The 23,081-nt window shown below is 69.1% G+C and carries 16 protein-coding genes; 12 read left to right on the top strand and 4 right to left on the bottom strand.

Annotated features, from left to right (window positions below; translation table 11 throughout):
• Positions 1-30 precede the first annotated feature (30 nt).
• The 3 genes from ACZ4Z4_RS25900 to ACZ4Z4_RS25890 form a co-directional block, all read right to left on the bottom strand.
• Positions 31-471 (bottom strand): hypothetical protein, encoded by a 441-nt coding sequence (locus ACZ4Z4_RS25900; RefSeq protein WP_468331859.1) that lies wholly within the window; start codon positions 469-471, stop codon positions 31-33.
• Between the two features lie 370 nt (positions 472-841).
• Positions 842-1,090, bottom strand: a complete 249-nt coding sequence (locus ACZ4Z4_RS25895; RefSeq protein ID WP_468331856.1) for a hypothetical protein — start codon at positions 1,088-1,090, stop codon at positions 842-844.
• Between the two features lie 10 nt (positions 1,091-1,100).
• Positions 1,101-4,907: an nSTAND1 domain-containing NTPase gene (locus ACZ4Z4_RS25890; RefSeq protein ID WP_468331853.1), complete on the bottom strand. Its 3,807-nt coding sequence runs from the start codon at positions 4,905-4,907 to the stop codon at positions 1,101-1,103.
• 305 nt (positions 4,908-5,212) lie between these two features.
• Between ACZ4Z4_RS25890 and ACZ4Z4_RS25885 the strand changes: the two genes are divergently transcribed.
• The 3 genes from ACZ4Z4_RS25885 to ACZ4Z4_RS25875 all read left to right on the top strand — a co-directional run bounded on the left by ACZ4Z4_RS25885 (position 5,213) and on the right by ACZ4Z4_RS25875 (position 7,246).
• Positions 5,213-5,821, top strand: coding sequence for an RICIN domain-containing protein (locus ACZ4Z4_RS25885; RefSeq protein WP_468331849.1), 609 nt, complete (start codon positions 5,213-5,215; stop codon positions 5,819-5,821).
• Complete coding sequence (locus tag ACZ4Z4_RS25880) at positions 5,773-6,420, top strand: RICIN domain-containing protein (protein ID WP_468331846.1); 648 nt, start codon at positions 5,773-5,775, stop codon at positions 6,418-6,420. The genes ACZ4Z4_RS25885 and ACZ4Z4_RS25880 overlap by 49 nt, the downstream gene beginning before the upstream one ends.
• A 142-nt stretch (positions 6,421-6,562) precedes the next feature.
• Entirely contained in the window at positions 6,563-7,246 is a 684-nt protein-coding gene (locus tag ACZ4Z4_RS25875) for a class I SAM-dependent methyltransferase (protein ID WP_468331843.1), read from the top strand.
• A gap of 44 nt (positions 7,247-7,290) precedes the next feature.
• Here ACZ4Z4_RS25875 and ACZ4Z4_RS25870 read toward each other — a convergent pair whose 3' ends face one another.
• The gene (locus tag ACZ4Z4_RS25870) at positions 7,291-8,001 is read right to left on the bottom strand and encodes a class I adenylate-forming enzyme family protein (protein ID WP_468331840.1); all 711 of its coding nucleotides are present in this window, start codon (positions 7,999-8,001) and stop codon (positions 7,291-7,293) included.
• Between the two features lie 1,425 nt (positions 8,002-9,426).
• Between ACZ4Z4_RS25870 and ACZ4Z4_RS25865 the strand changes: the two genes are divergently transcribed.
• The 9 genes from ACZ4Z4_RS25865 (at position 9,427) to cas6e (ending at position 23,027) form a co-directional block, all read left to right on the top strand.
• Positions 9,427-9,978 (top strand): hypothetical protein, encoded by a 552-nt coding sequence (locus tag ACZ4Z4_RS25865; RefSeq protein WP_468331837.1) that lies wholly within the window; start codon positions 9,427-9,429, stop codon positions 9,976-9,978.
• 53 nt (positions 9,979-10,031) lie between these two features.
• Positions 10,032-12,350, top strand: coding sequence for a hypothetical protein (locus ACZ4Z4_RS25860; protein ID WP_468331834.1), 2,319 nt, complete (start codon positions 10,032-10,034; stop codon positions 12,348-12,350).
• Positions 12,351-12,387: 37 nt separating this feature from the next.
• Positions 12,388-13,209 (top strand): hypothetical protein, encoded by an 822-nt coding sequence (locus ACZ4Z4_RS25855; protein WP_468331831.1) that lies wholly within the window; start codon positions 12,388-12,390, stop codon positions 13,207-13,209.
• Between the two features lie 1,058 nt (positions 13,210-14,267).
• Positions 14,268-17,138, top strand: coding sequence for a CRISPR-associated helicase Cas3' (cas3, locus tag ACZ4Z4_RS25850; RefSeq protein ID WP_468331828.1), 2,871 nt, complete (start codon positions 14,268-14,270; stop codon positions 17,136-17,138).
• A 649-nt stretch (positions 17,139-17,787) separates the two neighbouring features.
• Entirely contained in the window at positions 17,788-19,602 is a 1,815-nt protein-coding gene (gene casA / locus ACZ4Z4_RS25845) for a type I-E CRISPR-associated protein Cse1/CasA (RefSeq protein WP_468331826.1), read from the top strand.
• A 51-nt stretch (positions 19,603-19,653) separates the two neighbouring features.
• Positions 19,654-20,322, top strand: coding sequence for a type I-E CRISPR-associated protein Cse2/CasB (locus ACZ4Z4_RS25840; protein WP_468331823.1), 669 nt, complete (start codon positions 19,654-19,656; stop codon positions 20,320-20,322).
• Position 20,323: 1 nt separating this feature from the next.
• Positions 20,324-21,532: a type I-E CRISPR-associated protein Cas7/Cse4/CasC gene (gene cas7e / locus ACZ4Z4_RS25835; protein WP_468331820.1), complete on the top strand. Its 1,209-nt coding sequence runs from the start codon at positions 20,324-20,326 to the stop codon at positions 21,530-21,532.
• Positions 21,529-22,362, top strand: coding sequence for a type I-E CRISPR-associated protein Cas5/CasD (cas5e, locus tag ACZ4Z4_RS25830; RefSeq protein ID WP_468331817.1), 834 nt, complete (start codon positions 21,529-21,531; stop codon positions 22,360-22,362). Before cas7e ends, cas5e begins: the two co-directional genes overlap by 4 nt.
• Positions 22,317-23,027 (top strand): type I-E CRISPR-associated protein Cas6/Cse3/CasE, encoded by a 711-nt coding sequence (gene cas6e / locus ACZ4Z4_RS25825; RefSeq protein WP_468331814.1) that lies wholly within the window; start codon positions 22,317-22,319, stop codon positions 23,025-23,027. The genes cas5e and cas6e overlap by 46 nt, the downstream gene beginning before the upstream one ends.
• The last annotated feature ends 54 nt before the right edge of the window (positions 23,028-23,081 follow it).

The raw sequence follows: 23,081 nt of genomic DNA, 5'->3' as shown, positions 1-23,081 counted from the left end.
CGCGTGCCTGCTCTGTGGATCAGTCGAACGTCACCAAGCGCCGGCGCCACAGGCGCTGACCCCCGTGTTGTAGTTGGCGATGCAGACACGCGAGCCCGCATTGGTGCCGTTCCAGTGGAAACCGGTCTTGGCCTGCGTGTTCAGGATCCAGTACGAGTTGGAAACGGCCTTCCAGTTGTAGCCGCCGGAGCCGAGACGCTTACGCTCGAGCCACATGACGCATTCCTGTCCCCAGGACTGGCCGACCCCCTGCACGTATCCGTCGGTCGTGCGCTTGTTCAGCCAGCCCTTGCAGGAGCCGACCGTCACGTCCTTGCCGGGAATGTACTGGATGGCCTGGATGCCCACATCTGAGGTGGACACGGCCGAGGGTGTGGTCTCCTGCGCGTGGGCCTGACTCGTGGCACTGAGTGTGGTGATCAGTGCGGCCGCTGCTATGGCGTAGGCGCTGGTCTTGCGTATGGCGGTCATATGCCCTCCCTCGAGTCGCGGGCGTCCGAGCCCGCAGGTGCAGATGCTGAGCGACGCCCCGCAACAAGGTGCAGGTGGACGGGGTGTCTGACATCGAGTTGAGCCGCCTGTGCGTTGTTCAGCACCCCGGTTTGATGCCGCTGAACAATTTCGGGTGCGGCAGTACACACGGGCTCGTACGGGTTCGATGGCCGGGAGTGTGCTTGTCGCGCCAGATGCCGGACTCGGAGCGTGGCCGCAGTTGGTCATCCGGATGTTCGGGGGGGACCGGGGTGGGTCGTCGGGAGGAGGCCGTGGACCCGGTCGTGGGGTTGGTGCAGCAGTACGCGTTCGAGTTGCGCAAGCTGCGCCGGGAAGCGGGCGCTCCGACCTATCGAGAGGTGGCGAAGAGCGCCGGCGAGAAGCTGCCGTCCCTGCCGGTGACGTTGGCCGAAGGACGACGCGGATTCTCCGTATCGCGGGCTCGCCGCGCGCACCCGGTGCGTGGACGCCGCTGTTCGACACACGCGAGCGCGGCCTTGAGGCCCTGGACGGCGAAGCTGGGGCCGACGGTGTGCTGCAGGTGCCCGGTGAGCGTGGCCGCGACGAGCTCGCACTGCTGCTGGCCAAGCCCGTCCATGACCGTTGCTTCAACGGCCCGCGCAGACGTTGCGATAGGGCACATCAGGGATGTACTTCTGCCAGTCGGACCGGGACAGACCTCCGTGGGCGCGTGCGCAGACGGAGGCGGTCACCCGCTCGGTATCGACCGCGAGGGAGCGAAGGGCGCTGTGCCGGCCAGCGGCGTGGAGCGTGCGGCCGTCCGCGGAGAAGGCAAGGGCGAGCACGGCGTCGCCCGGCATCGGCAGGGAGGTTCCCAGTGGTTGGCGGGAGGCGGCGTCCCAGAGTCGCAGCGTGCCGTGCTCGCCCCCGACGGCCAGGGTCGTGCCGTCGGGGGAGTAGGCCAGTGCCGTGACTGCCTCGGCGTCACCGGGGCCCGGTCGTGCGCGGGCGTCGTCGTATGTTCCTGCGAGTGTTCCAAAGGTCTGCCTCACCGTGCCGTCCCAGAGCACGACCCGTCCGTTGTCCGCGCCCGCCGCCAGGTGCTTGCCGTCCGGGCTGAAGGCAAGCGCAGTGGTCTCTTCCGCGGGGAGCCCGTTGGCCGCGGTCCGGCCCGAAGGGAGGGCGGAGCTCTGGCCCGGGGCGGCGAGCAGCCGCCCGTCGGGGCGTATCGCCAGTGGACTGCGGCCCGACGATCCCCCGGTCGCCCGCGTGCTCCAGGCGCCCCGCGACGTTCCGGAGCTGTGGGACAGGCGGCCGGCGGCTGTCTGCTTCGCCCGCACAGCGTGTGAGACGTCCCAGGTCTCCGTGGGCTTGCCGTCCCACCGGCGGATCAGCAGGGAGCGTCCGTCGGGGGTGAACGCGAGGCCCGCCACCGGGGCATCCTTTTGGGAGGAGGGCATGCTGAGCGAGCGGGGCCGGGAGTTTTTGCGCACGTCCCACAGCGTGACGGGCCCGGGTTCGCCGGGTTTGCCGTCGGCGTCGAGCGTGATTCTCGTGGAGGCGAGGGCGCTGCCGTCAGGGCTGAGCGTGAGCGCGATGTGACAAGTGTCGCCGCTGAAGAGGGGCCTTTCCTTACACCGCACAGCAGGGGTACGGGAGATCAGCTTCCCGTCCGGGACGCGCCGCACCTCGAGCCGCGCGATGTCCTTGTCGCGCCGCTCAAGGGCCAGCACCCGGCCGTTTGCACTGAAACCGCCCTGGGCTGCGGGCTTTTTGCTCCAACTCCCGGACAGTGCAGCACCGTAGGACAGTGTCCGCACCGCGACATCGGTGCTGCCCAGCTCGCTGAGGTAGCGGATCACTCCCGCGCGCACGTCGAACCGCAGAGCGGTGGCCAGCTCATCGGTGAGTGGGACACGGAGGACCGGCGTCTTGGAGTCCTCCGCCCGCCACAGCAGAATTTCCTTGCCGTCGGTGGCCACGACGAACATGCCGTCGGGGCTGAGGGCCGCTTCCTGCAGCCCGTTGTGCCGGATACGGGTCCGCTCCCGCCGCTTGTCCATGTCCCACACCCGCAACCCGTGTGCCGTCCGGGACATCAAGCCACGGCCATCCGGGGTGAAGTGGAGCGATGACTCTTCCTCGCACGCGGCTCGTTGGTGTGTGCGGGGCCACGGGCCGGGCCGTTTCCGGTGCGCGGCCACGTCCCACAGCTGCACAGGCCCCTGGCGGCCCGAGCACAGGGCCAGCAGGCGGTCGTCCGGGCTGATGGCCCATGGGGCTGCGGCGGAACCACGCCGCTCGAAGCTCACCCGCCGACGTTCGGTGTCCCAGAGCGTGATGCCGCCCGTGTCCCCCTCACCGAGCACCATGCGGCCACCGGGCCCAAAAGAGTAGACCGACTCAGCGCTCCCGAAGGGCGCGCCCATGGGCTTCCCGGTCCGCAGGTTCCACAGCCGGACCCGATCACCCGACGTCGCGATCAACCGGTGCCCGTCGGGGCTGACAGCCACCGCTGTCTCGTCGTCGAGGGGGAGGGGCGGGCCTGCCGGCCGGTGTTCGGCGACACTCCACGCCCGTACGACACGGTCGCCCGCTACGACGGCGATGCGGCCGTCCCCGCTCAGATACGTCAGGCCCATGGGTTCCACGCCGGGAACCTCGTAGACGTCCTGCTCCCGCTGGGACAGGGCGCCCAGCAGCGCTGCGCGGGTTTCGATCGTGCCGCTCAGCGTCGCGGCGGCCGCGCTCAGCCGCATCGCCGTGACCGGATCGGAGGCACGCATGCTGTCGGCCACCGCGGCCACCCGCCGGGCCACCGCCTCCTGGTGGTGCTGCTCACTGGTCCGGCTCTGCTGCCAGGCGATGGCACCCGCCACCAGCGCGAGCGACACCAGCAGCGCCACCACACCGGTCACGGCGTGCCGCAGCCGCCGCGCGCGGGCCCGCGCCGTGGTGCAGGCATGCAGGAAGTCCCGCTCCAACGCCGTCAGCTCGCCCTGCTGTTCAGCGGTGGGGAAGAACTCCTCCGTCTCGGTGAGCTCCGTACCGCGCAGCAGGGACCCGCTGTCACGCCCGCGCTCTTGCCAGTGGCGTGCGGCCTGGGTGAGGCGCCGGTGGCGGCGCAGTCGCTCCCGGGCCTCGTCGATCCACCGGTACAGCCGGGGCCATGCGGTGATCAGGGCTTCGTGGGCGAGGTCGACGGTGGTCTCGTCCAGGATGATCAGCCTGGCGCGGGCCAGCGTGTGGAGCAGTGTGGAGGCCTCACTGCCCGCGGGGCCGGCGCTGTCCAGTTCGGTCCGGTCGACGGGGCGACGGGTGTCAGGGGTGCCCTCGCCCGGGGTGATCAGGCGCAGCAGGATGCGGCGGGCGGTCTCGGCCTGGGGTTCGGTGAGCCGGGTGTAGAACGCCTCGGCTGTCTGGGCGATGGCGCCGTGGATGCCTCCGACCGCCTCGTACACCTGGAGGGTCAAAGTGCGGCCCCGGCGGCGGCGCCAGGTTTCGAGGAGAGCGTGGGACAGGAGCGGCAGACCGCCCGGCTCTTCGCCCACCTCTTCGATGAGGCGATCGGTCAGGGCACGCTCCACGATCAGACCCGCCGCCGCGGCGGGTCTGACGATTGTTTCGCGCAGTTCGGACGGCGTCATCGGGGCGACGGGCAGGCTCGCCTCCCGGATGACCGCGGCCAGTTCCTCGTGTTCCAGACAGCGGGCGTAGAAATCGGCCCGCACTCCCAGGACCACCCGCAGCCGGCTGTTGCCGTCGCGGGCGGACATCAACAGATCGATGAACGCCCGCCGTTCCGCCGGGTCGTGGCAGAGGGCGAACGTCTCCTCGAACTGGTCCACGATCAGCCAGGTCTCCCCTGACCCCGCTGCCGGGGTGAAGAGCCTGGTGTGATTCCGCGCCGGCCGGGCCCCGGGGGTGAGGATGCGAATCGCCGCCGGGCGCAGCGCGGCGTCCTCCGCCTCCCGCAGACAAGGAATCAGCCCGGCGCGCAGCAGTGAGGACTTGCCGCTGCCGGAGGGGCCGAACACGGCCGTCACACGGTGGGCATGGGCCAGGCGAACGAGGTCGTCGGTCAGGCGGGCGCGGCCGAAGAACAGGTCCCGGTCACCCGCCTCGAAACGCACCAGCCCGCGATACGGCGCTTCGGCCGTCTCCTCCCGCGGGACGTGAGCGCGGGCGTCCACCGCCTGTTGAGCCTCGCGCCATCGCTCTTCCCACTCCGCCCTGTCTCCTCCACAGGCCTCCACGTACGCCAGTGCCACGGCCAGGGACGGCAGCTTCTCTCCCGCGGCGGCCCTCGACAGCGCCGTCACGGAGTAGCCGGCCTTCCGCGCCATCGCCCGGTAGGTCGGAGCGCCCGCCTCCTGGCGCACCTTGCGCAACGCGTACGCGAACTGCTCCACCGGCCCCTGACCCGGATCCACCGGATTCTCGCGACGACCCACCCCAGCCTCCCCCGCTGATCATCTCCCCCGGCTCCGCGCGGACCGCCCCACCACCGCAGGGCCGCCTGCGAGCCCTCCGCACCACGGCGCCACCGCGAAAGTTTTTGTTGAGTACCACGTCAGCGGGGTGCTGAACAACTCGACGCCCGCTGAACTCAGTGGTGCAAGGCCGCAGTCGCCCACGTCAACGGGGGAGGGCGGCTGCGGCCGTGCATCGACGACGAGCAGGCCACCGGTCACGCCGCGGCCGCTCGCGCCGAGAGGCTCGACGCACGTCGGGAAGCGAAGAAAAGGGGACAGAACGTATGCGCACGTTGCCCACCCTGCTGGCAGTGGCGGGGACAGTCGCCGCGGTGGCCCTTCCGGGCTCGGCCGTGGCTCTGGCCGACCCGGGCGGCCCACCGGCCGGGCCGGACGCGGCCCGGACCGCGCGGACAGCACTCACGCGGGACACGGCGTTCGCCGGCGCCGATCTGCAACCCGTCGCCGGGCGGGACAACATCTACTACCTCAAGGCCAAGCACAGCGGTAAATGCCTGACCGTGCGCGGGGCCAGCCATGCCAACAACGCGGTCGTCAACCAGTACCGGTGCGTCAGCGGCGCGAAGAACCAGTGGTGGATCGTCTACGACGGGGGCGGCCTCGCCCGACGGTTCACCAACTTCGAGAGCCAGAAGTGCCTCTCCCTGAAGGGTGGCCGCACAGCCAAGGGCACGCCTGCGGTCCAGCGCGACTGCGAGGGCACTCCTGACCAGATCTGGTACACCATGCCGCCCTACCGCGAGGGGGAGATGGCCCGCTCCGGAGGGAAAAGGTGCCTGGACGTGCAGGGAGCCAGCAAAGCGGACAACGCGCCGGTGATCGTGTGGAACTGCAACAGCAGGAGCAACCAGAAGTGGGCGGGCGTCGGATGAACATGACGTACGAGCGTGCAAGGGCCGTACTCATCGCACTGACGGCGACCGCGACGCTGGGCACACTGGCCAGCGGTACGCCGAGCAGTGCCGCTGGGGCGGCAGAACCCGACGACCGCACGACCGCTTCGGCGAAGGCCGCGGCCGCGGCCGCCCAGAACATCAGGTACGTGGTCGCCCGGCACAGCGGAAAGTGCCTGACCGTGCGCGGGGCCAGCCGTGCCAACAACGCGGTCGTCAACCAATACCGGTGCGTCGGCGCCAAGAACCAGCAATGGCGCCTGGAAATGATCGGCGGTGATCCGAGCCTGGGCAGCGCGGTCCTGCGGAACATCAACAGCAAAAAGTGCCTGACCGTTCACGGGGCCAGCACCGCCAAGGGCGCCAAGCTCGACCAGTACACCTGCGTGGGCGCCCCCAACCAGACGTTCTCCTTCATACCGGCGGTGATGAGGAAAACCCCGCTGTTCACCCAGCCGCTCAGCGGGGGCAAGTGCGTCGACGTGCAGGGGGCCAGCAAGGTCGACAACGCTCCCGTCCTGCAGTGGAACTGCAACCGAAGGCAGAACCAGGCATGGGACCTGACCCGGCGCCCCTGATCCCCGCAGACGTTCCAGAAGTCCCGTGAAGAGCCCACGGAAAGGCCGTCCGCCGGCCCGGCTGGACGGCCTCTTCGCCCTGGCCGGGAAAGATTGACCGGAACCAGCCCGGCGCGGGGCCGTGCCCGCCAAGATGGTGCGGATGGCAACCACGGCAGACCTCTGGCACCATTTCGGCCGCACCCGAGCCGAACGCGACCGTGCCGTTTCTGATGTCTTCCACTGGAACTGGAGCCAGGACAGCGGCCCCACCTGCGAAGTGCTGGGCGATCTCACGGGACGGGTGGTTGGTGATCTTGGTGCGGGAGCCGCCCGGCACGCCGCGCATCTAGCCGTCCACCACGGCCCCGCCCAGGTCGTCGCCATCGATGCGTCCCCGGCGCAGTACGAGATGGCCACCGACCTGTTTGCCCACCTCGCCCCACGCCTGCATATCGTGTGGTCCGACGCCGTGCCCCACCTCCGGGCGGCGAAGAGCGGCTACGACGTGCTGTACAGCGTGTTCGGAGCCGTCGACTTCACCGATCCGCGCGAGCTGCTGCCGGCAGCAGCAGATGCATTGAAGCCGGGCGGGCGACTGGCCTTCTCCACTCTGGCCCACTACCTGAACGGCGCTCCAGCCCAACCGGAGCTGGTGGCAGCCGACATCCCCGCGAAGACCCCCGGGGGCGAAACGGCCTCGCTGCGACGCTGGGTCCTCCAGGAGCAGGTATGGGGCAAAGCCCTCGACGAGGCCGGATTCACCAACATCGCCATTGCCATGCTTCCGGCAAAGCCCGACGGGCCGCGAGCGGCAGCCACGCTGCTCGTGACCGCTGACCGCTGACCGGCAGCGCTGACCTACGTCCGCGACTGCGCCGGGGTCGGACGTTACCCGAGAGCCTCCTGGCGAGCAGCCTGGACCAGGGCACGCATAGCGGCGCGATCGGGCTTCTGACTGCCGGTCAGCGGCAGCTCTTCCAGGAGCAGGATTATGTGGGGCGCGTGAGCCGCTCCGCACTGTTCCGTGACCCATCGTCTGATCTCACGTCGGGCGAGCTGGGACTGGGGGGTGGTGACCACCGCGGCACACACCCGTTCGCTGTTGTCGGGTTCGGTGACGCCGAACACCGAGGCCGCCCGGATACCGGGATGACGGAGCAAGGCGCTTTCGACCTGCGCGGGAAAGACCTTGTCGGACTCGGTGAGGATGACGTCGTTGCAGCGTCCGACGGTGGTGAGATAGCCGGCATCGTCGAGATGGCCGAGGTCGCCGGTGTGGAACCATCCATCGCGCAGCACTTTGGCCGTTTCGCGGGGCTGGTGGTGGTATCCGGTCATCACGGAGAGGCCGCGCACGCAGATTTCGCCGGTCACGCCGCGGGGCACGGGCTCGCCCGTTGCGTCGAGGATGCGGACCTCCGTACCGGCCACCGGCCGTCCCACGGTCGTCAGCAGCTCCGGACGCCGGTGCTCTTCAGTACTGAGCACAGAGATCTGCCCGGCTTCAAGGGTGCCGTACGACTGGGTGACGACGGGCCCGAGACGGTGCAGAGTTTGGCTGATGCGCCCTCCATCCCGACTGATGACCACGTCAGCCATTCGCGTACGACATCGGCCCTGGTGGATGAGGGGCACAGCGTCGGCGGCGCGGTGAGCCGACGGGCGGCGAACAATGGCGCGGCAGACTTCCCGGACGGCTTCCTTGGTGGGAAAGCGGGTCGCACCGATGGCGATGCCTCTGGGTACGGGTGGGTCTCCATTCGGGCTGCGACTTCTCGCTTTGATGTCACTGACAGTTCTCGTTCGAGTGTGATGCGTCTTTGCTGTTCAGGGCAGAGAGGTGGTGACGCCGAGTGAGAAGTCTTAGTGACGTGGTACGAGAAGCCCCAGCGCGCTGAATCGAGAAGCCCTTAGGGGGCACCGTCTGACCTGCTGTCCTATTTGATCTTGCGGGGTCGAGAGCTGTGGGCGATGACTGAGTCTCGACTCGCTTGGCGAAGGTGGCGCGGCTGGACGACCGAGGAGGCGTCACCGTGGACGGACCCCCACGCGTGTGGGGAGCACGCGTCCGGGCACAACGACGTGATGAGCTCCGTCGACAGACCCCCACGCGTGTGGGGAGCACGGCGGGCGGATCGTCGTGCCGTTCGGCAGCCTCGACAGACCCCCACGCGTGTGGGGAGCACCCTTACTAACCTGCTGGTTCATGGGTCGAGTGGTCGGATTTTGCTTACTTTAACCGAACTTGCTGTACCCGATAGGGCACTTGGAGCGGGGCAGACTCGATCTTCCGATCCTGAGGTGCCCCGAGGGGCAGCGAGTGGTGGATTATGCAACCGCCCCGGCCACGCGGTCATGGAAACCCCCTGGCCTGACGGCGGTTGGGGTGGCTTCCTGCTCCGCCTTACTGGCGTGGTGGGGTGCACGATGTGGGCGGTCCGGTTGTTGCAGAACGCTGCCCTGGCCGAGAACTTATCGCTATGCCGCAGTCCTATCGGCTCTCGGCTGATCATTTTGAGGCGTCAGTAAACTCCTGAGGCTTTCGTTGCAGTTGATTCTGGCCGGAAAGCCGAACAGGGGGGATGGTCTGCGACACACTTGCTCAGTGAATTCTACGATTATCCGTGCATTGCTTTCTCCGCTCACCAGTTGGAAAGCGGTACGTGTGATGCAGAGGTCGAACTCAGGCATGTCGTTCGACGTGGCCTGGCGGTCCTGTCGGGTCACCGCCTGCCCCGATGAGCTCGGCTATCGGGCTGCGGGGCACTGCTCCCAACCAGTCCAGCGGGCACAGGAGTTACACGAGCTGCCGCCGCCACATGAGTCACACTAGCCGCTTTGGGCTCCCTCTCCATCACGCCTGTCAGGACAAGATCGACTGTTACGGAGAAATTCAGCTAGAAGGGCGCATGTCCGTCTCTTTTGAGCCGCAGTTGGTTGAATCGCCGCGTGGCGGGCTGGAGGGGCGCTAAAAATGAGACTCCCTCTTCTGGGCCCGCTGCTGATTGTTCGGAAGGAATTTCCATGTCCGATGCCTCGGACCTCTCACTGGTCGCCGGCAGCGCCCTGCCAGCCGCATTCACGTTTCTCTTCCAGCGGCTGGAGGCTGCTCTGGACCGCTGGCGCTCCGGCCGGACGGCGCCGCCAGCCCCAGAGACCGAGCCGGCGGTCCCCGCCGAACTGGTAGGTGACTTGCAACTGCCGCTGCGCATCGACACAGACCGTCTTGAAGACCGCCTGCCAGTGCTGCAAGCCTTGGCACTCGCCATGGCGCACTACGCTCGCGAACCACAATCGATCACCCAGGGCGACGCGTTGCTGCTGCAGACTCTCGGCCAGGTCCGTGCGGCTTTGGAAGATGTCTACGGCCAGCGGTTCACCTTCCAGGGCGAAGACCGTGCGCAAAGCGGGCCCCGCAGCGAACACCACTACGACAGCGTGGCCGGTGAGGTGACCGGCATGGAGGCGCAGGAAAGCATCCGCGGCTCCGCAGCCAGCATCATCCGGGCCAAGCGCGTGGAAGCGGGCGCAAAGGTCATCGGGATGAAGGCGCCGAACATCGACGGCCGTAGCTGACCGACTCATGACCGTGCCAAATTCCGCCCACCAGGAAGAAGAGGAGCCCGTGCATGTCCGAGCCCGAGCCCGGCGTCCCCCTCGACTCGCCCGCCGACGCCACGGCGCAGGAACGTGACGTAGCGAGCCGCACGCCCGAGCCGGGCCCCGCGGACGATCCATCAAAGGAGAAGCCCGAACAGTCCCCTCTGGCAGGCCCGGCGGCAGACACGCGCGACACTCCCGCGGAAGGCACCGAAGCCTCTGCACCCCCGCAGGCTCCTGCCGGCACGACAGCCGACGACACCGGCACACCATCTTCCGGTACGGGGCCCACGGCCCAGCCAGCCCCACCGGCTACCGACACCAGCAGCCCGCACACCAGCGTGCACGCGGACGCCAACTACGGCACCCTGATCGGCACCTTGATCGAAGCTGTTCAGCGTCACAGCGGCGCACCCCTGCCCCCGGAATGGGTCAGGGAACAGCTCGCAGCGTACGTGCCGATGGCCAACGAGAGAGAGCTCGCGCAGCTCCTCGAGGAAAACCGGGTCCTGGTGCTGAGCGCCGAGCACTTCGGCAGCGGCCGCTGGACAACTGCGCTGCATCTACTCACCACCGTGCCCCGCGAGCCCCTGACCCTGCGCCGGGTCCGCCGGGACGCTGGCGACAGCTTCAGCATGGAAGGGCTCAAGGGCCAAACACGCACCGGATGGATCCTGGACCTGCGGGAAATAGAAGAACGCATCCCCGCCAGCTGTGACTTCGGCCTCGAACTGAAGCAGAGCGGTGGCCTGCGCGATGACAGCTCCTACCTCATCGTCCTCACCAGCAGCACGCTCTGGAAAGCCATCGGCAAGGATGCAGGTGACCTGGCCCGCACTCCCCAACCACCCCGCCCCGCAGAGCTCTTCACGGCCCATCTGCGTGCGGCCGGAATCGCCGACCCGGGTGCCTGGGCCAATGACCACCGCTTCAGCCAGGAACTGTCCCGGCTGCTGCGCCCGGGACAGGTCAAGGAATGGGCGCAGGTCCTGGTTCGGGTCCTCAGCCAGCTTGGGGATCCCACCGGACAAGACGTCCAGCGCGACACCGAGGGCTTCGAAAAAGTCTTCACCGCCGTCAGCCACGCCGTATCAGGCTGGATGGACACCCTGGCCAAGTGGCACTCGGCCCCCGGCCGCACCAGCTACGACCGCAACTATCTGCTGCTGACAGCCGTCTACGACGGCGACGTCATCGACAACGTGCACGACAAGATCGCCTCCCTGGCGCGAGCCCTGGGGGAGAAGAAGGACGGCGCGCGGCGGCTCAGGGGCCAGCAAGGGCCAGGGCTAATCCAGCTGGCACGCCAGGTCGAAGCGCAACCGCTGCCCGACGGCACCCTCCGCTTCCCCGGGCCCGGCTTCGCCGAGGCCGTGGTCCGCTACTTCTGGCGGGACCGCCCCGAACTCACTGCGGACTTCACCCAGTGGACAGCCAGACTGTGCCTGCAACTCAAGCCAGCACAGCGCAAACAGCTCGCACAGCGCATGGCCCCCTGGGCCCTGCACCACGCCAAGGCCGCCCGCTCCACCAGGGTGTTGCACCTGGTGGCCGAGGACTGGGCGCAGGACCACACTCTGGCCCCACACGCACACGACCTCCTAGTCGCAGCCGCTCTGGACGCCGAGATCGGCCAGCTCACCCGCACCGCCACCAACAGGTGGGCCCTGCACAGTGACAGCAGCGCCCGCCTCCTGCAGACGCTGGCCCACGTCTTTCAGACACTCGCCCCCGCCCACCCCGCACCGATGCTCCGCAGCCTGGGCGACCTCGCCTGCTCCAGCAAAGACGGCGTCGCCGACGCCGTCGGCGCGGCCATCAACGCTCTCTGGGCGGATGATGAGATCCGCCCGCAGGCACTGGACACGCTGGACCTGTGGTTCACCAGCGACCACAAGGGCCTGCAGCAGTCCGCCTCCAGTGCCTTTATGCACCTGGCGCTGCAGCACGACGCATCGGGAACGCCCGTCCTGCTGGAGACGGCCGAGGACTTCCTTCCCGCCTGGGTGGTCCGCGGCTGGCGAACCGCCCTGGAACACGAGAAGCCCACCAAGCTCGCCGACCGGGCCTGTGCAGCCTGGCTGGACGCAGCGGCCACGTCCCACCCCGACGTGGCACAGCAAATCACCCGCACGCTAGTACAAGCCGTCCACGACACCCCCGGCGACTATCTGCGCGGCCAGCGCTTCCTGAACCTCGTCCGGCTGGCAGAACGCTGGCTGCTGACAACCAACAACCCTGACAAAGAGACAAACCACCAACTTCACGCCGCGCTGATGCGCAACGTCCGCCTCGCTGACCCCCACCAGCCATCCGCGCCGGAACAGGATGACCCACGGGGTGCTTAGAATCTGGCCCTGGCTGGCGCGGCGGGGCCCTCTGAGCGTGGACTTCACCGCCGCCAGCTCGGACGAAGGCTTCACCTTCAGCGTGCACACCGAAGGCCGATGGCGCACCAGGAGCCGCCATCACGACCCGGCCGCGGTCGCGGCATGCCACGTAATCGATGAAATTACAGAAATGGCGGCTACCGCCTCCATCAACGATGCCCCAGCGCTCGAACACCTCGCCAACGCCCGCCTGGGCCACCGCACGGCCCTGCCCGATGCGGCAGTGCGTCTGGACTGGGCCACCGCCCACATACACGCCAGCCCCGAGGACGTGCACGCAGCCCAAACCCTCGCACGCCTGCGGGCCAGCGCACGCGCAGAGCACGACCGCACACAACTGCGGATGGCCCAGGCATCGGCCTACCGCGACCACCTGCGTGAAGACTCCACCCTCGTCCTAGCCCAGATGCTCCTCGAAGCACCCGAGAAGGTCACCGAGCAAACCATCGAGATCATCAATCAGGTGTCCGAGCACGTCGCCACCTATGCGCCCGGCGCTGCCTGGGTACAGACCGCCCGCCTCCTTGATAAATGGTTCGGAGAACTACCTCTGGACGCCAAGCGCTTCATCATCGACCGGTTCTGCACGGTAGCCATCGAATTCGGAGGCGAACAACTCGCCCAACGCCTCAAGAGTGCCCACAACGCCACCTCGCCCCCTGCGCCCGCGACCACGGCAAAACCCGAACGCGCCTGCAACATCAGCCCCAACCTACACACCGCCACCCAAGCCACAGCCCGGGATGCGGACGAGCCAGGCCCTCCAGTCGACACGCCCGCGCAGACGACCTCCTCACTGGAGGCGGAGACCACATAGCCTCCGCGCGAAGGGCTTCGGTAGGACGCCGTAATCACCGAGGCGGCGCCGCGACTGGAAGTAAACAGGGCCCGCGACGGCTTAATGTTGAGGTGTCGAACTCAGCGAGCCTACGTCGCGTCGCGTGGATACTCCTGCGAGACAGCCCCGGCGCGTTCTCGCGTGCGCTGTTGGACTCCATGTGCTGGTGCTTGCCCTCGCCATGAACCGCCTCAACGGTATCGACCTCCACCTTCAGAGACTGCGTCCCCCTACCTAAGCCAGCCCCTCGCTCGACTGGCAGGTCGATGCGTTTTGCTATCTGCCCCCACCTCTCCGGTACGCTACCCGCTGCGACTGTGCATGGTCCTGAAGTTGGCCGGGGTGTAGAGCCGCACGGCATGCGGCTACAGCCACCGTCGGGCGAACTTTCACCGCATGGGACGAACTGCTACGACGACTTTTGTGACGCGGCGGAGCACGTCACGCGCGCAGTGAGAACGATGCAATCGACGAGTTGCGGATTCTCTCGGATGCACCCCACGCATGTGGGGGAGAACTGCAGGCTGCGCACCGCGTCGGCATCGTCGGTGGACAGACCCCCCAGTGCGGGGACTACCGCGTCGCCCGGGGGCAGAAGGTGACGGTCACCGCCGCACCCCCGCATGCGCGGGGACTAGGTCATCAGGCCTGCGGCCCAGCGAGGCGTCCACGCCGCACCCCCGCATGCGCGGGGACTACATGACGAGGTCCTGTTCGGACAGGACGTCACGGGCCACACCCCCGCATGCGCGGGGACTACTCGGCTTCGCGCTGGCCGGCCCACTTCGTCGTCGCCGCACCCCCGCATGCGCGGGGGGACCCTACCTGCAGTTTTGCAGGCCAACAGGCCGATTTTCACTTACTTAGGTTATGAGTGCTGTGATGACCTGGACGAGTCTGCCACAGGCGGGTGCCGCACTGGTACCAGCTTGCTGGGGAGCTGTTTGCCGGGCGGACGGAGTCTGCAGACTGGTATGTGAATGTCTGCTGTCTGCGTGGCGGTAGGCTGCCAACGGCCTGCGGTAGTTCACTAGTTGATGAGCGGGGACTGGTTCGTGGGAGTGTGGGAGGACGCCCGGAACGGCGGAATCGATGTGACGCCGTGGGGAAAGTTCGACCGTGGCGCGCTGGCGGTGTACTCGCTGCTGTTTCACCTGCTGGATGTAGCGGCGGTAGCGGGTGCGGTGTGGGACCGGTACCTCACGCGCGGACAGCGGCGGCTGATCGCCGACGGGCTGGGTGTGACCCTGGCTGAGGCCCGCTGTCTGGTGATGTTCATCGCGGGGCTGCACGATTTGGGAAAGTTATCCGCTTTCCAGCGGCAGGAGACGATCGCGTGGGCCCGGGTCAGTGACGAGCTCCAGGCGGACACACAAGGTTGGCAGCGTGTGCCGCACGAGCGGGCGTCTATGCACGCTGCGCTGCATCTGCTGGCGGAGGCCGGTTATGCCGTGGACGGTTCGGACAGTCCCGGGGTGCGGTTGGCGCAGGTCCTCGGTGGTCACCACGGCCGGTTCCTGCAGCTCGATCTGGACGGTGCGGCGTCGGCCGCTCGGGTGCGTGTCACGCTGGGCGGGCCCGCGTGGCAGGAGCTGCGTCGCCGCTATTTCGCTCTCGTTCGGCACCTGACCGGCGTTACGGCGGTGCCCAGCCAGGTATCTGCGCCGGCCGCCGTGCTGATTGCCGGAGTCGGAATCATCGCGGACCGGCTGGCCAGCCAACGCCATCACTGGCTTCCCAAAGCCCTGGCGCCCGCTTCCGGCGCCGGCGAGCACTACACGCAGGCCGTGCAGGACGCCCCCCGGTTACTCGAGCAGTCCGGCCTGCCCCGCATCACACTGCCGGAAGTGCCCTTTGCGCAGGCGCACCAAGGCCTGCACGACCCCAACGACCTGCAGGCCGCGCTGATCGAGCAGCTCACCGCTGCAGTGGGGGAGAAGGGACCGGGCATCGTGGTGGTCACCGACGCCACCGGCGGAGGAAAGACCGTCGGCGGGCTGGAAGCGGCCCGCATCTTCAACGCTGGCGGCGAGACGGCCGGCATTGCCTGGCTGCTGCCGACGACCGCCACCGCGGACGCCGCCTACGACGTCCTCGAGTCCTACGTGGCGGCGCACCGACCTCTCCATGCCCCGGTCTCCCTGGTCTACAGCCACAGCTACCGCAACTCCGCCTACAGCGACCACCGCCTCCGTGACCACGAGCCGTCCACAACTGACGAGTTCTGGTCCGACGGTGCCGAGGGCGGGGCTGACCCGGGTGAACGGCCTGAGGAACGGGTGACTGTACCGGACGGCTGGCTGCGGGGCTGGGACCGGGCGCTGCTGGCCCAGTTCACCGTCGCCACCCACGACCAGGCCCTCATGGGCGTCCTCCCCGTGAGGTTCAGCGCCCTGCGGCTACTGGCCCTGTCCGGGCGGACCGTCATCGTGGACGAGGTCCACGCCATGACCCCGTTCATGCGGCAGATGCTGGGCCGGCTGCTGCACTGGCTGGGTGCTGTGGGCTGTCCGGTCGTCCTGCTGTCCGCCACACTGCCCGAGCGCGCCAGCCGTGAACTCGTGCGCAGCTACCTGGCCGGTGCCGGCCACCCGCATTCCGTGACGGCCGGCCTTGACTGTTCCCCTGGTTACCCCGGCTGGCTCTTCGCCGCAGCCCGCGACGCCAATCTCACCCGCATCCACCCCCCGGCTGCCGCCGCCCATGCCAAACGCTTCCGCCGCACCGCCGAGATCCGTCTGCATCCCGTACGCCATCCTTCCTGCACCGACCCCGCAGACGCACCCGCCCGCACCGGCCGCCTGGAGCGCATCACCAGCGAAATCAGCCCCGTCATCAAGAACGGCGGCTGCGCGGCCGTCGTCTGCGCCACCATGGCCGACGCTCAAAACACCTATGAACACCTGCTCGCCCTCGACTGGCCCGGCGGCACCGACGGTCAGCTGCTTCTGCTGCACGCCCGCATCCCCGAACACGAACGCGAAGCTGTGACCCGCCGGATCCGCACCGCCCTTGGACGCTCCAGTCAACGCCCCGCCCGCCTGGTCATCGTCACCACCAGCCTGCTCGACCTGAGCCTCGACATCGACGTCGACGTCATGGTCAGCGACCTGGCCGCCCTGCACACCCTCCTGCAACGCCTGGGCCGCCTGCAGCGCTTCACCCCGCTGCGGGCCGGTCACATGCGACGGCCCGGCTGGCTGCACCACACCCCCCGCCTGCACGTCCTGCAGCCCACCGACCACCAGGGCCAGACCCTCATCCCGCCAGCCTGGCGCACCCTGGAGTACCCCTTCCTCACACACGCCACCGCCGACCTCCTGGTCCGCCGGCCCGGCCAGACCCTGACGCTGTGTCTGCCCGACGATGTTGCGCACCTGGTTGAGACCGTGCACGGGACAGCAGACGAACTTGCCCGCACCAACCCCAACCTCCAGCGGCGCCATGCCGCCTACCAGGCCCGCCGCCGCACCGAGGAACACCACAGCGAGCTGCCCCTGATACCCACCTGGCAGCACACCCTGTCCCTGTCCGACCTGCACCGTCAGCACCTGCGCGCACGCGATGCCGCCACCCGCCTGGGCATCCTGCCCAGGCGCCTGCTGCCCGTCTACCACACCGCCGCCGGTCTCTCCCTGAACGCGGCAGGCACCCGTCCGCTGCCGACAAAGAAATTGACCACCGCGCAGGTCCGCACCATCCTCCAGCACACGCTGCCCGTCCCCGCTGCATGGGTCGCCCAGCGGCACGAGGGCCACCGGGTTCCGCAGCCCTGGACGCGGCACGCACTGCTCGCCGACCTTGTCCTGCTCCCGCACCACCCCGGGGCGGCCGACGAGCCGGTGCGCTTCGGCCGCCACACGCTGCGCCTCGACCCCGTACTCGGACTGGTGCACCATGCGGACTGAGGCGAAGCCGCCAACTTCCCTGCGCTGCCCTCGGCTTGACGCGCCTCCCCTTGGGGAGATGGCTCGCCGTTTCGGCCAAGGTCCTCACTAGGCCGGTCGGGCCCGGTGCTGATCCGCAGGCCGGGCGCGCCGCCGCACACACGGCCGCGGGGGCCGTTCCGTGACCTTGGGCAATGACCGAGCGCGGACCCACCGCCGCCGACAGGCGAGTCCGCTGGGCGTTCAAGAGCACCGACGTGCATCGCCGGAGCCGCACGGCTGAGAGCGTGGGCTGCTGCACCGGTCAGGGCCGTGCGAGCCGGCCACGCGGCACGGCCCGCCGGCAAAGATCGTCACCGCCAAGTGCCGGATGCGCTGGGGGCGTTGGGTTCGCCAGGCAGCTGCCGCCGCAGGCTGCCTCATCCACAGCTCCGCGGCGGTCGGGCCGTCCTGTGCCCGCCCCGGAACACCACCCGCCCGCCGCGCGATGGCCTGAATTGCGGTCAGATGCGCTGGCAGAGGAACCGCCCTCACGACATCGTGAATTACCGTGCATGACAAGATGCGCCGACCGGAATGCCTTTTCCGTTCCGCGAGTCGAACGAACCGGCCAGTAATCAAAGAGTCAATTATGTGGCTCAGGGGCGCTCCGCGCATGGTTATTATATGAATGCGACCCCGGGGCCTCGTTCGGAATCCGGGTGAGTCGCGTCTGCCGTGCCGCCGGTGCCACACCCCAAGAGCCCTGCGCGTGTCAGTCAACAGCCGACCCCCGTGCGAGTCGGCCCGGTGCACCCCAGCAGCGGGGCAACTCTGTCCTCCGCGCGCTGTTTTGGCTGCCGCAAACCCAGAATGCGGCCATCGCCACCCTCAGGGCTGCACCGAAACCCTTCCTGTCTTTCCTGTGCTTTTGCTGCCTCTGGCCGTCTGGAGCCATCCCGTGCCTACCCCGCGATATGCCACCGACGAAGAGCCCTGCATTCCGGTCCTGTTTTTGAACGGACGTCAGGAGTCCTTAGGGTGGCGGAATGTGCTGCTGCGCGCGCACACCATCGAGGACCTGGCCCTGCCCCTGCCGCCGGCCGCCTCCGCCGCGCTACGCCTGCTCGTCGCCATCACCGCCCGCCTGAGCGGACTGGATGATCCGGAAATGAGTGCGGGGCAGTGGGCAGCCCGCCGCCGAACACTGCTGAAGCAGCCGGACGGCTTCGACCCCGCACGCGTGCACGCCTACTTCGACCAGTACGTCTGGGACTTGTTCCACCCCGAGCGGCCGTTCCTGCAAGATCCGCGCCTGAGGGTGCAGTGCACAAAACGAGCCGGTGTGAACAAACTCGTCTACGGTCGGCCCGAGGGCAACAATCTCGCCTGGCGCAGCCCACATACGGACACCGATCCGCAGCCGGTTCCCAGCGACCAGGCCCTGTGGCACCTGCTCATCCACCACTACTACGGCGCTGCGGGGGAGAGCTCGGTCCGTGCCGTGGGCGGCCATCGGACCGGCAGCGCGAAAGCCGGCCCGCTGCGCTCGACCGTCTCCTTCCACCCGCTGGGCCGCACCCTGTACGAAACCCTCCTCGCCGGCCTGCCCCCACCCGCCCAGGCCTGGCCGGACGCCGTGGACCGCTGCCCGTGGGAGGAGCCCCTGCCCGATCCCGCAGCCGCCCCGCCACCAGTGACCTGGCCCGGCCGGCTCCTCACCGGCCGCTCCCGCCACGCCCTCCTCCTCATCCCGGCATCCGACGGCCGCCACGTGGCCGACGCCTACGTCACCTGGGCCACCCAGACCCGCCTGCCGGCCCTTGATCCCTACCTCGTCTACCGCGTCGACACCGGCCCGGGGAAGTCCTTCACCGAGCGGTACAAAGCCCGCGCCGCGGACGCCGACCGCGCCCTGTGGCGGGACCTGGACGCCCTGCTCCTGGCCGGCGATGAGTCCTCCGCCCGCAGCACCTACGTCCGGCGTCCCGACGCCTTCACCTCGCTCAACGACCTGCCGCCCGAGACCCGCGCGCACCTCCGCGTCCGCGTGCACGGCTTCGACCAGCAGCCCAAGACCGTCAACCGCACCTGGTACACGGCCATCACCCCACCGATCTGGCCCCACACCCAGGAACACGACCCCGCCCAGGCCGAACGCGTCACCATCTGCCGCCAGGCCGCCGAGCAGACCGGCGCTCTGCTGGACGACGTCTCCGCCCAGGCCTGGCGTACCACCACCGGCACCGCCTCCGTAGCCGGCCGCCCCACCCGCCCGCCCCGGCACCTGCCCGCCTGGACCCGCCGCGCCCGCACCCTCTACTGGCCGCGCGCCGAGACCACGTTCTGGAGCCTGCTCGCCGACCCCGACCGCAATGCCCGGGCCGCCTTCACCGCCGATGCCCTCACCGCCCTCACCGCAGCCACCCAGCCGGCAATCGACCAGTACTTCAACGCCGCGGAAGCCATCGCCCAGGCCAGCACGCGGCTGCGCCGCGGCCGCTGAAACCCCCATCCCGAGCCCGTCAAGCCCTCTCCTGTCGCAAAGGCACCCGCTATGCCCCCCACCACTGCACAACGCCGGGCCCACTACGACGACTTCGTCGCTCAGATCATCACGCTGTGTGAGAGCAACGGCATCCGCGCGGACCTCGTCTCGGGACGCGGCCGCCCCACCGAGGAGTGCGACCGGATGCCCGAACACCTCGCCCACCGCGTCGCCGGCTTCGGAGCAGCCCGCGCCCACTACACCGTCGCCAGCCTCATCGCCCTGCAACGCGATCTGCCCCACCAAGAGGGCCCCTACCTGCCGGACACCGCCCTGAGCGACAGCAGCACTGACCAGCCCCCCGACACCACCGGCCCGACCCAGCCGACTCCACCGCCACCGCAGGCCGACACACCCACGGCAGACGAATACACGACACCAGCCTGGCGGATGCGTCCCAACCTCGGCACCCACCTCGCCATCGCCGCAGCCCGGCACGGCTTCGACCCCGCCCGCATGACCGGCAAGGTCAAAACCCTCACCAAACTCGGCACCCCGCTGCTGCACCCGGCGCTGTTCAGCCTCGTCACCCGCCTGCACGGCAAGGACGCCGCCCGCCTCGACTTCGCCGTCCTCCTGGAGGACCTCGCCCGGTGGGACTACGACCACCAACACATCGCCGCCCGCTGGCGCACCTCCTACTTCACCACCCTGCACGCCCTTGACCAGGAGCACTGACATGCCCGCCCACCCGCCCGCCCGCTACCTCGACCTGCACGCCCTGCACCCCCTTAGCGCCTCACTGCTCAACCGCGGAGAGGACAACGAACCCAAGACCCTGCTCTACGGCGGCACCATGCGCGCCATGGTCTCCTCGCAGGCCTGGAAACGACCCATCCGCCTGCGCCTGGAAGAAGACCTCGACGAGCACGCCGCCCGCACCCGCATGCTGCCCCTGCGCCTAGCCGACGCCCTGCGCGCAGCCGGCTGGCCCGACGACCTGGCCAGCTTCGCCGGCGCCCAGGTTGTGCGCTCGGCCACCAAGGACGGCCTGAAGACCGAGGAGACACAAGGCGGCATCACCTCCGCAGCCCTCTACATCCCGCGGGACATCATGGACGACCTCCTGACCCTGTGCACCGAGCACCGCCAAGACCTGCAGGACGCCCTGCAGGAGCAAGCCGCAGCCAAAGCCGCACCACAGGCCAAGACCAAGAATCCCCGAGGCGGCAAAGCCAAACCCCCGGCCGTCCTGCCCACCCAGCAGGTGGCCGCACTGCTCCGCCGACGCACCGCCACCATCAGCCTCTTCGGCCGCATGCTCGCCGAAATCCCCGGCGCCCACGTCGACGGCGCCGTCCAGATGGCACACGCCTTCACCGTCCACCAAAGCGACCCGCAACCCGACTACTTCACCGCCGTAGAGGAGTGGGGCGCACCCGGCGAAACCGGCAGCGCCCACCTGCAAACCGCCTTCTTCACCACCGGACTGCTCTACCGATACGCCACCGTCAATCTCACCGAACTCACCCACAACCTCAACGGCGACCACGACCAGGCCCTGCACCTGCTCTCCCTGTTCGCCGAGGCGTTCATCGACGTCATGCCCGGCGCGAAGAAGACCTCCACCGCCCCGCACACCCTGCCCCACCTCATCCACTACGCCCTGCGCGACCGCCGCCCCGTCTCCCTGGCCGCCGCCTTCGAACGCCCCGTCCGACGCGCCCCCGGCGGCGGCTACACCCAGCCCGCCGCCCTGGCCCTCGCCGAACACACCGCCGCCCTCAACCAACTCCTTGGCACCAAGCGCCGCCACGCCCACGGCTACGCCACCGCCCAGGCCGATGACATCGACCACCTCGGCCAGCGCCACACCTCCTTCGACGCCCTGACCGACGCCCTCACCCAGGCCGCCGCCCAGCCCGCCACGCCGGCAGCCCGTGCATGAACGGCATCCTGCTGCGCCTGGCCGCACCCCTGATGTCCTTCGGAGAACACGCCGCCTTCGCCTACCGCGACACCCTCGCCTTCCCCACCCGCTCCGCACTCATCGGCCTCTTCGCCGCCGTCGAAGGACGCCCCCGCGAAGAAGCCCTCACCCCCGACCCCGCCACCCAAGCCACCCCCTACAGCGACCTGGAACTCACCGTCCGCGTCGACAGACCCGGCACCCGCCACACCGACTACCACACCAGCGGAGGCGGCCGCCCCCACAAGCACGGCCTGCGCACCAGCAGCGGCAACTACCGCCCGCAAAAGGCCTCCACCCACATCAGCCACCGCGTCTACCTCGCCGACGCCGTCTTCACCCTGGCCGTACGCGCCCCCGACCCCCTCCTCGAGCGCCTGATCACCCGGCTGGAACAGCCCGCCTTCGCCCCCTACCTGGGCCGGCGCGCCTGCATCCCCGACGAACCCCTCCTCCTGGGCGGCATCCGCCCCGACCCCATCGACCACCTCCTGCGCCACGTCCCACTCAGCCTGCCTTCGCCGCCACCCACCGGGGCCACCACCACAGCCGTGGATCTCATCTGGGAACACCCGCCCCACCACCTGCCCGCCGCCCGCTCCCACCGCGAGATCGCCGACGTCCCCGTCGATTTCGCCCCCACCCGCCGCTTCCACCACACCCGCCGCATCTGGATCACCACCGAAGACCTGCCCGCCGCCCTGTACACCCCGCCCCCCGCACGCACCGCACTGGCCATCTACCTCGGACAGGAGAGCGCCCCATGGCCACCGCCCCCGACGAAACCATCCCCTTCACCCTCACCCTGACCCGGATCCGCCTCAACCGCCGCAGCCAGAACGCCCGCCGCGACCTGACCGACCCCACCAGCCTCCACAAACGCGTCATGCTCCTGGCACCCGACCACCTCGGGGAGCAAGCCCGCAGAAAAGCCGGCCTGCTCTTCCGCCTGGAAGACGCCACCGCGCACACACCTCCCACCCTGTTCATCCAGTCCCACCAGCCCCCTGACCTCACCCGCCTGCCCTTGGCCTACGGCACCGTTGAAACCCGCGACCTCACCCCCGTGCTGAACGCCCTCGTCCCCGGCCGGCGCGTGCGCTACCGCATCACCGCCAACCCCAGCCGCCGCCGCACAATCCCCACCGGCGACCCCTTCTTCGCCGACCTGACCACACGCCACCACGACGAACCCCTCCACGGCCCCGACGCCCTCGCCTGGTGGCAGCGCAAGAGCACCCACGCAGGACTCACCCCCCACACCGCTGACCTCACCCCCCTCCACCACTCCCGGCGCCCCATCGTCAAAGAATCCGGCGCACCAGATAAACCGCACATCTTCCGGCACCAGCTGACCCGCTTCGACGGCCAGGCCACCATCACCGACCCCGACCGGCTGCGCCACGCACTCCTCGCCGGAATCGGCCGCGCCAAGGCCTACGGCGCCGGACTGCTCTCCCTCGCCCCCGCCTGACGCCACCCCGCCCCCGCCCTCCCCAACCCCACCGCAGAAAGAGCACCCGCCACC

It is taken from the genome of Streptomyces sp. NPDC030245 (genome assembly GCF_055572995.1).
Note: the sequence above shows the minus strand (reverse complement) of the source record. Positions and strands in the feature narration are given on the sequence as shown.

Excerpts from the sequence above, each read along its gene's own strand:
- ACZ4Z4_RS25900 (WP_468331859.1), bottom strand. The coding sequence starts at position 471 with ATGACCGCCATACGCAAGACCAGCGCCTACGCCATAGCAGCGGCCGCA.
- ACZ4Z4_RS25895 (WP_468331856.1), bottom strand. The coding sequence starts at position 1,090 with ATGGACGGGCTTGGCCAGCAGCAGTGCGAGCTCGTCGCGGCCACGCTC.
- ACZ4Z4_RS25885 (WP_468331849.1), top strand. The coding sequence starts at position 5,213 with ATGCGCACGTTGCCCACCCTGCTGGCAGTGGCGGGGACAGTCGCCGCG.
- ACZ4Z4_RS25875 (WP_468331843.1), top strand. The coding sequence starts at position 6,563 with ATGGCAACCACGGCAGACCTCTGGCACCATTTCGGCCGCACCCGAGCC.
- ACZ4Z4_RS25870 (WP_468331840.1), bottom strand. The coding sequence starts at position 8,001 with ATGGCTGACGTGGTCATCAGTCGGGATGGAGGGCGCATCAGCCAAACT.
- ACZ4Z4_RS25865 (WP_468331837.1), top strand. The coding sequence starts at position 9,427 with ATGTCCGATGCCTCGGACCTCTCACTGGTCGCCGGCAGCGCCCTGCCA.
- ACZ4Z4_RS25860 (WP_468331834.1), top strand. The coding sequence starts at position 10,032 with ATGTCCGAGCCCGAGCCCGGCGTCCCCCTCGACTCGCCCGCCGACGCC.
- cas3 (WP_468331828.1), top strand. The coding sequence starts at position 14,268 with ATGAGCGGGGACTGGTTCGTGGGAGTGTGGGAGGACGCCCGGAACGGC.
- casA (WP_468331826.1), top strand. The coding sequence starts at position 17,788 with ATGCGACCCCGGGGCCTCGTTCGGAATCCGGGTGAGTCGCGTCTGCCG.
- ACZ4Z4_RS25840 (WP_468331823.1), top strand. The coding sequence starts at position 19,654 with ATGCCCCCCACCACTGCACAACGCCGGGCCCACTACGACGACTTCGTC.
- cas7e (WP_468331820.1), top strand. The coding sequence starts at position 20,324 with ATGCCCGCCCACCCGCCCGCCCGCTACCTCGACCTGCACGCCCTGCAC.
- cas5e (WP_468331817.1), top strand. The coding sequence starts at position 21,529 with ATGAACGGCATCCTGCTGCGCCTGGCCGCACCCCTGATGTCCTTCGGA.
- cas6e (WP_468331814.1), top strand. The coding sequence starts at position 22,317 with ATGGCCACCGCCCCCGACGAAACCATCCCCTTCACCCTCACCCTGACC.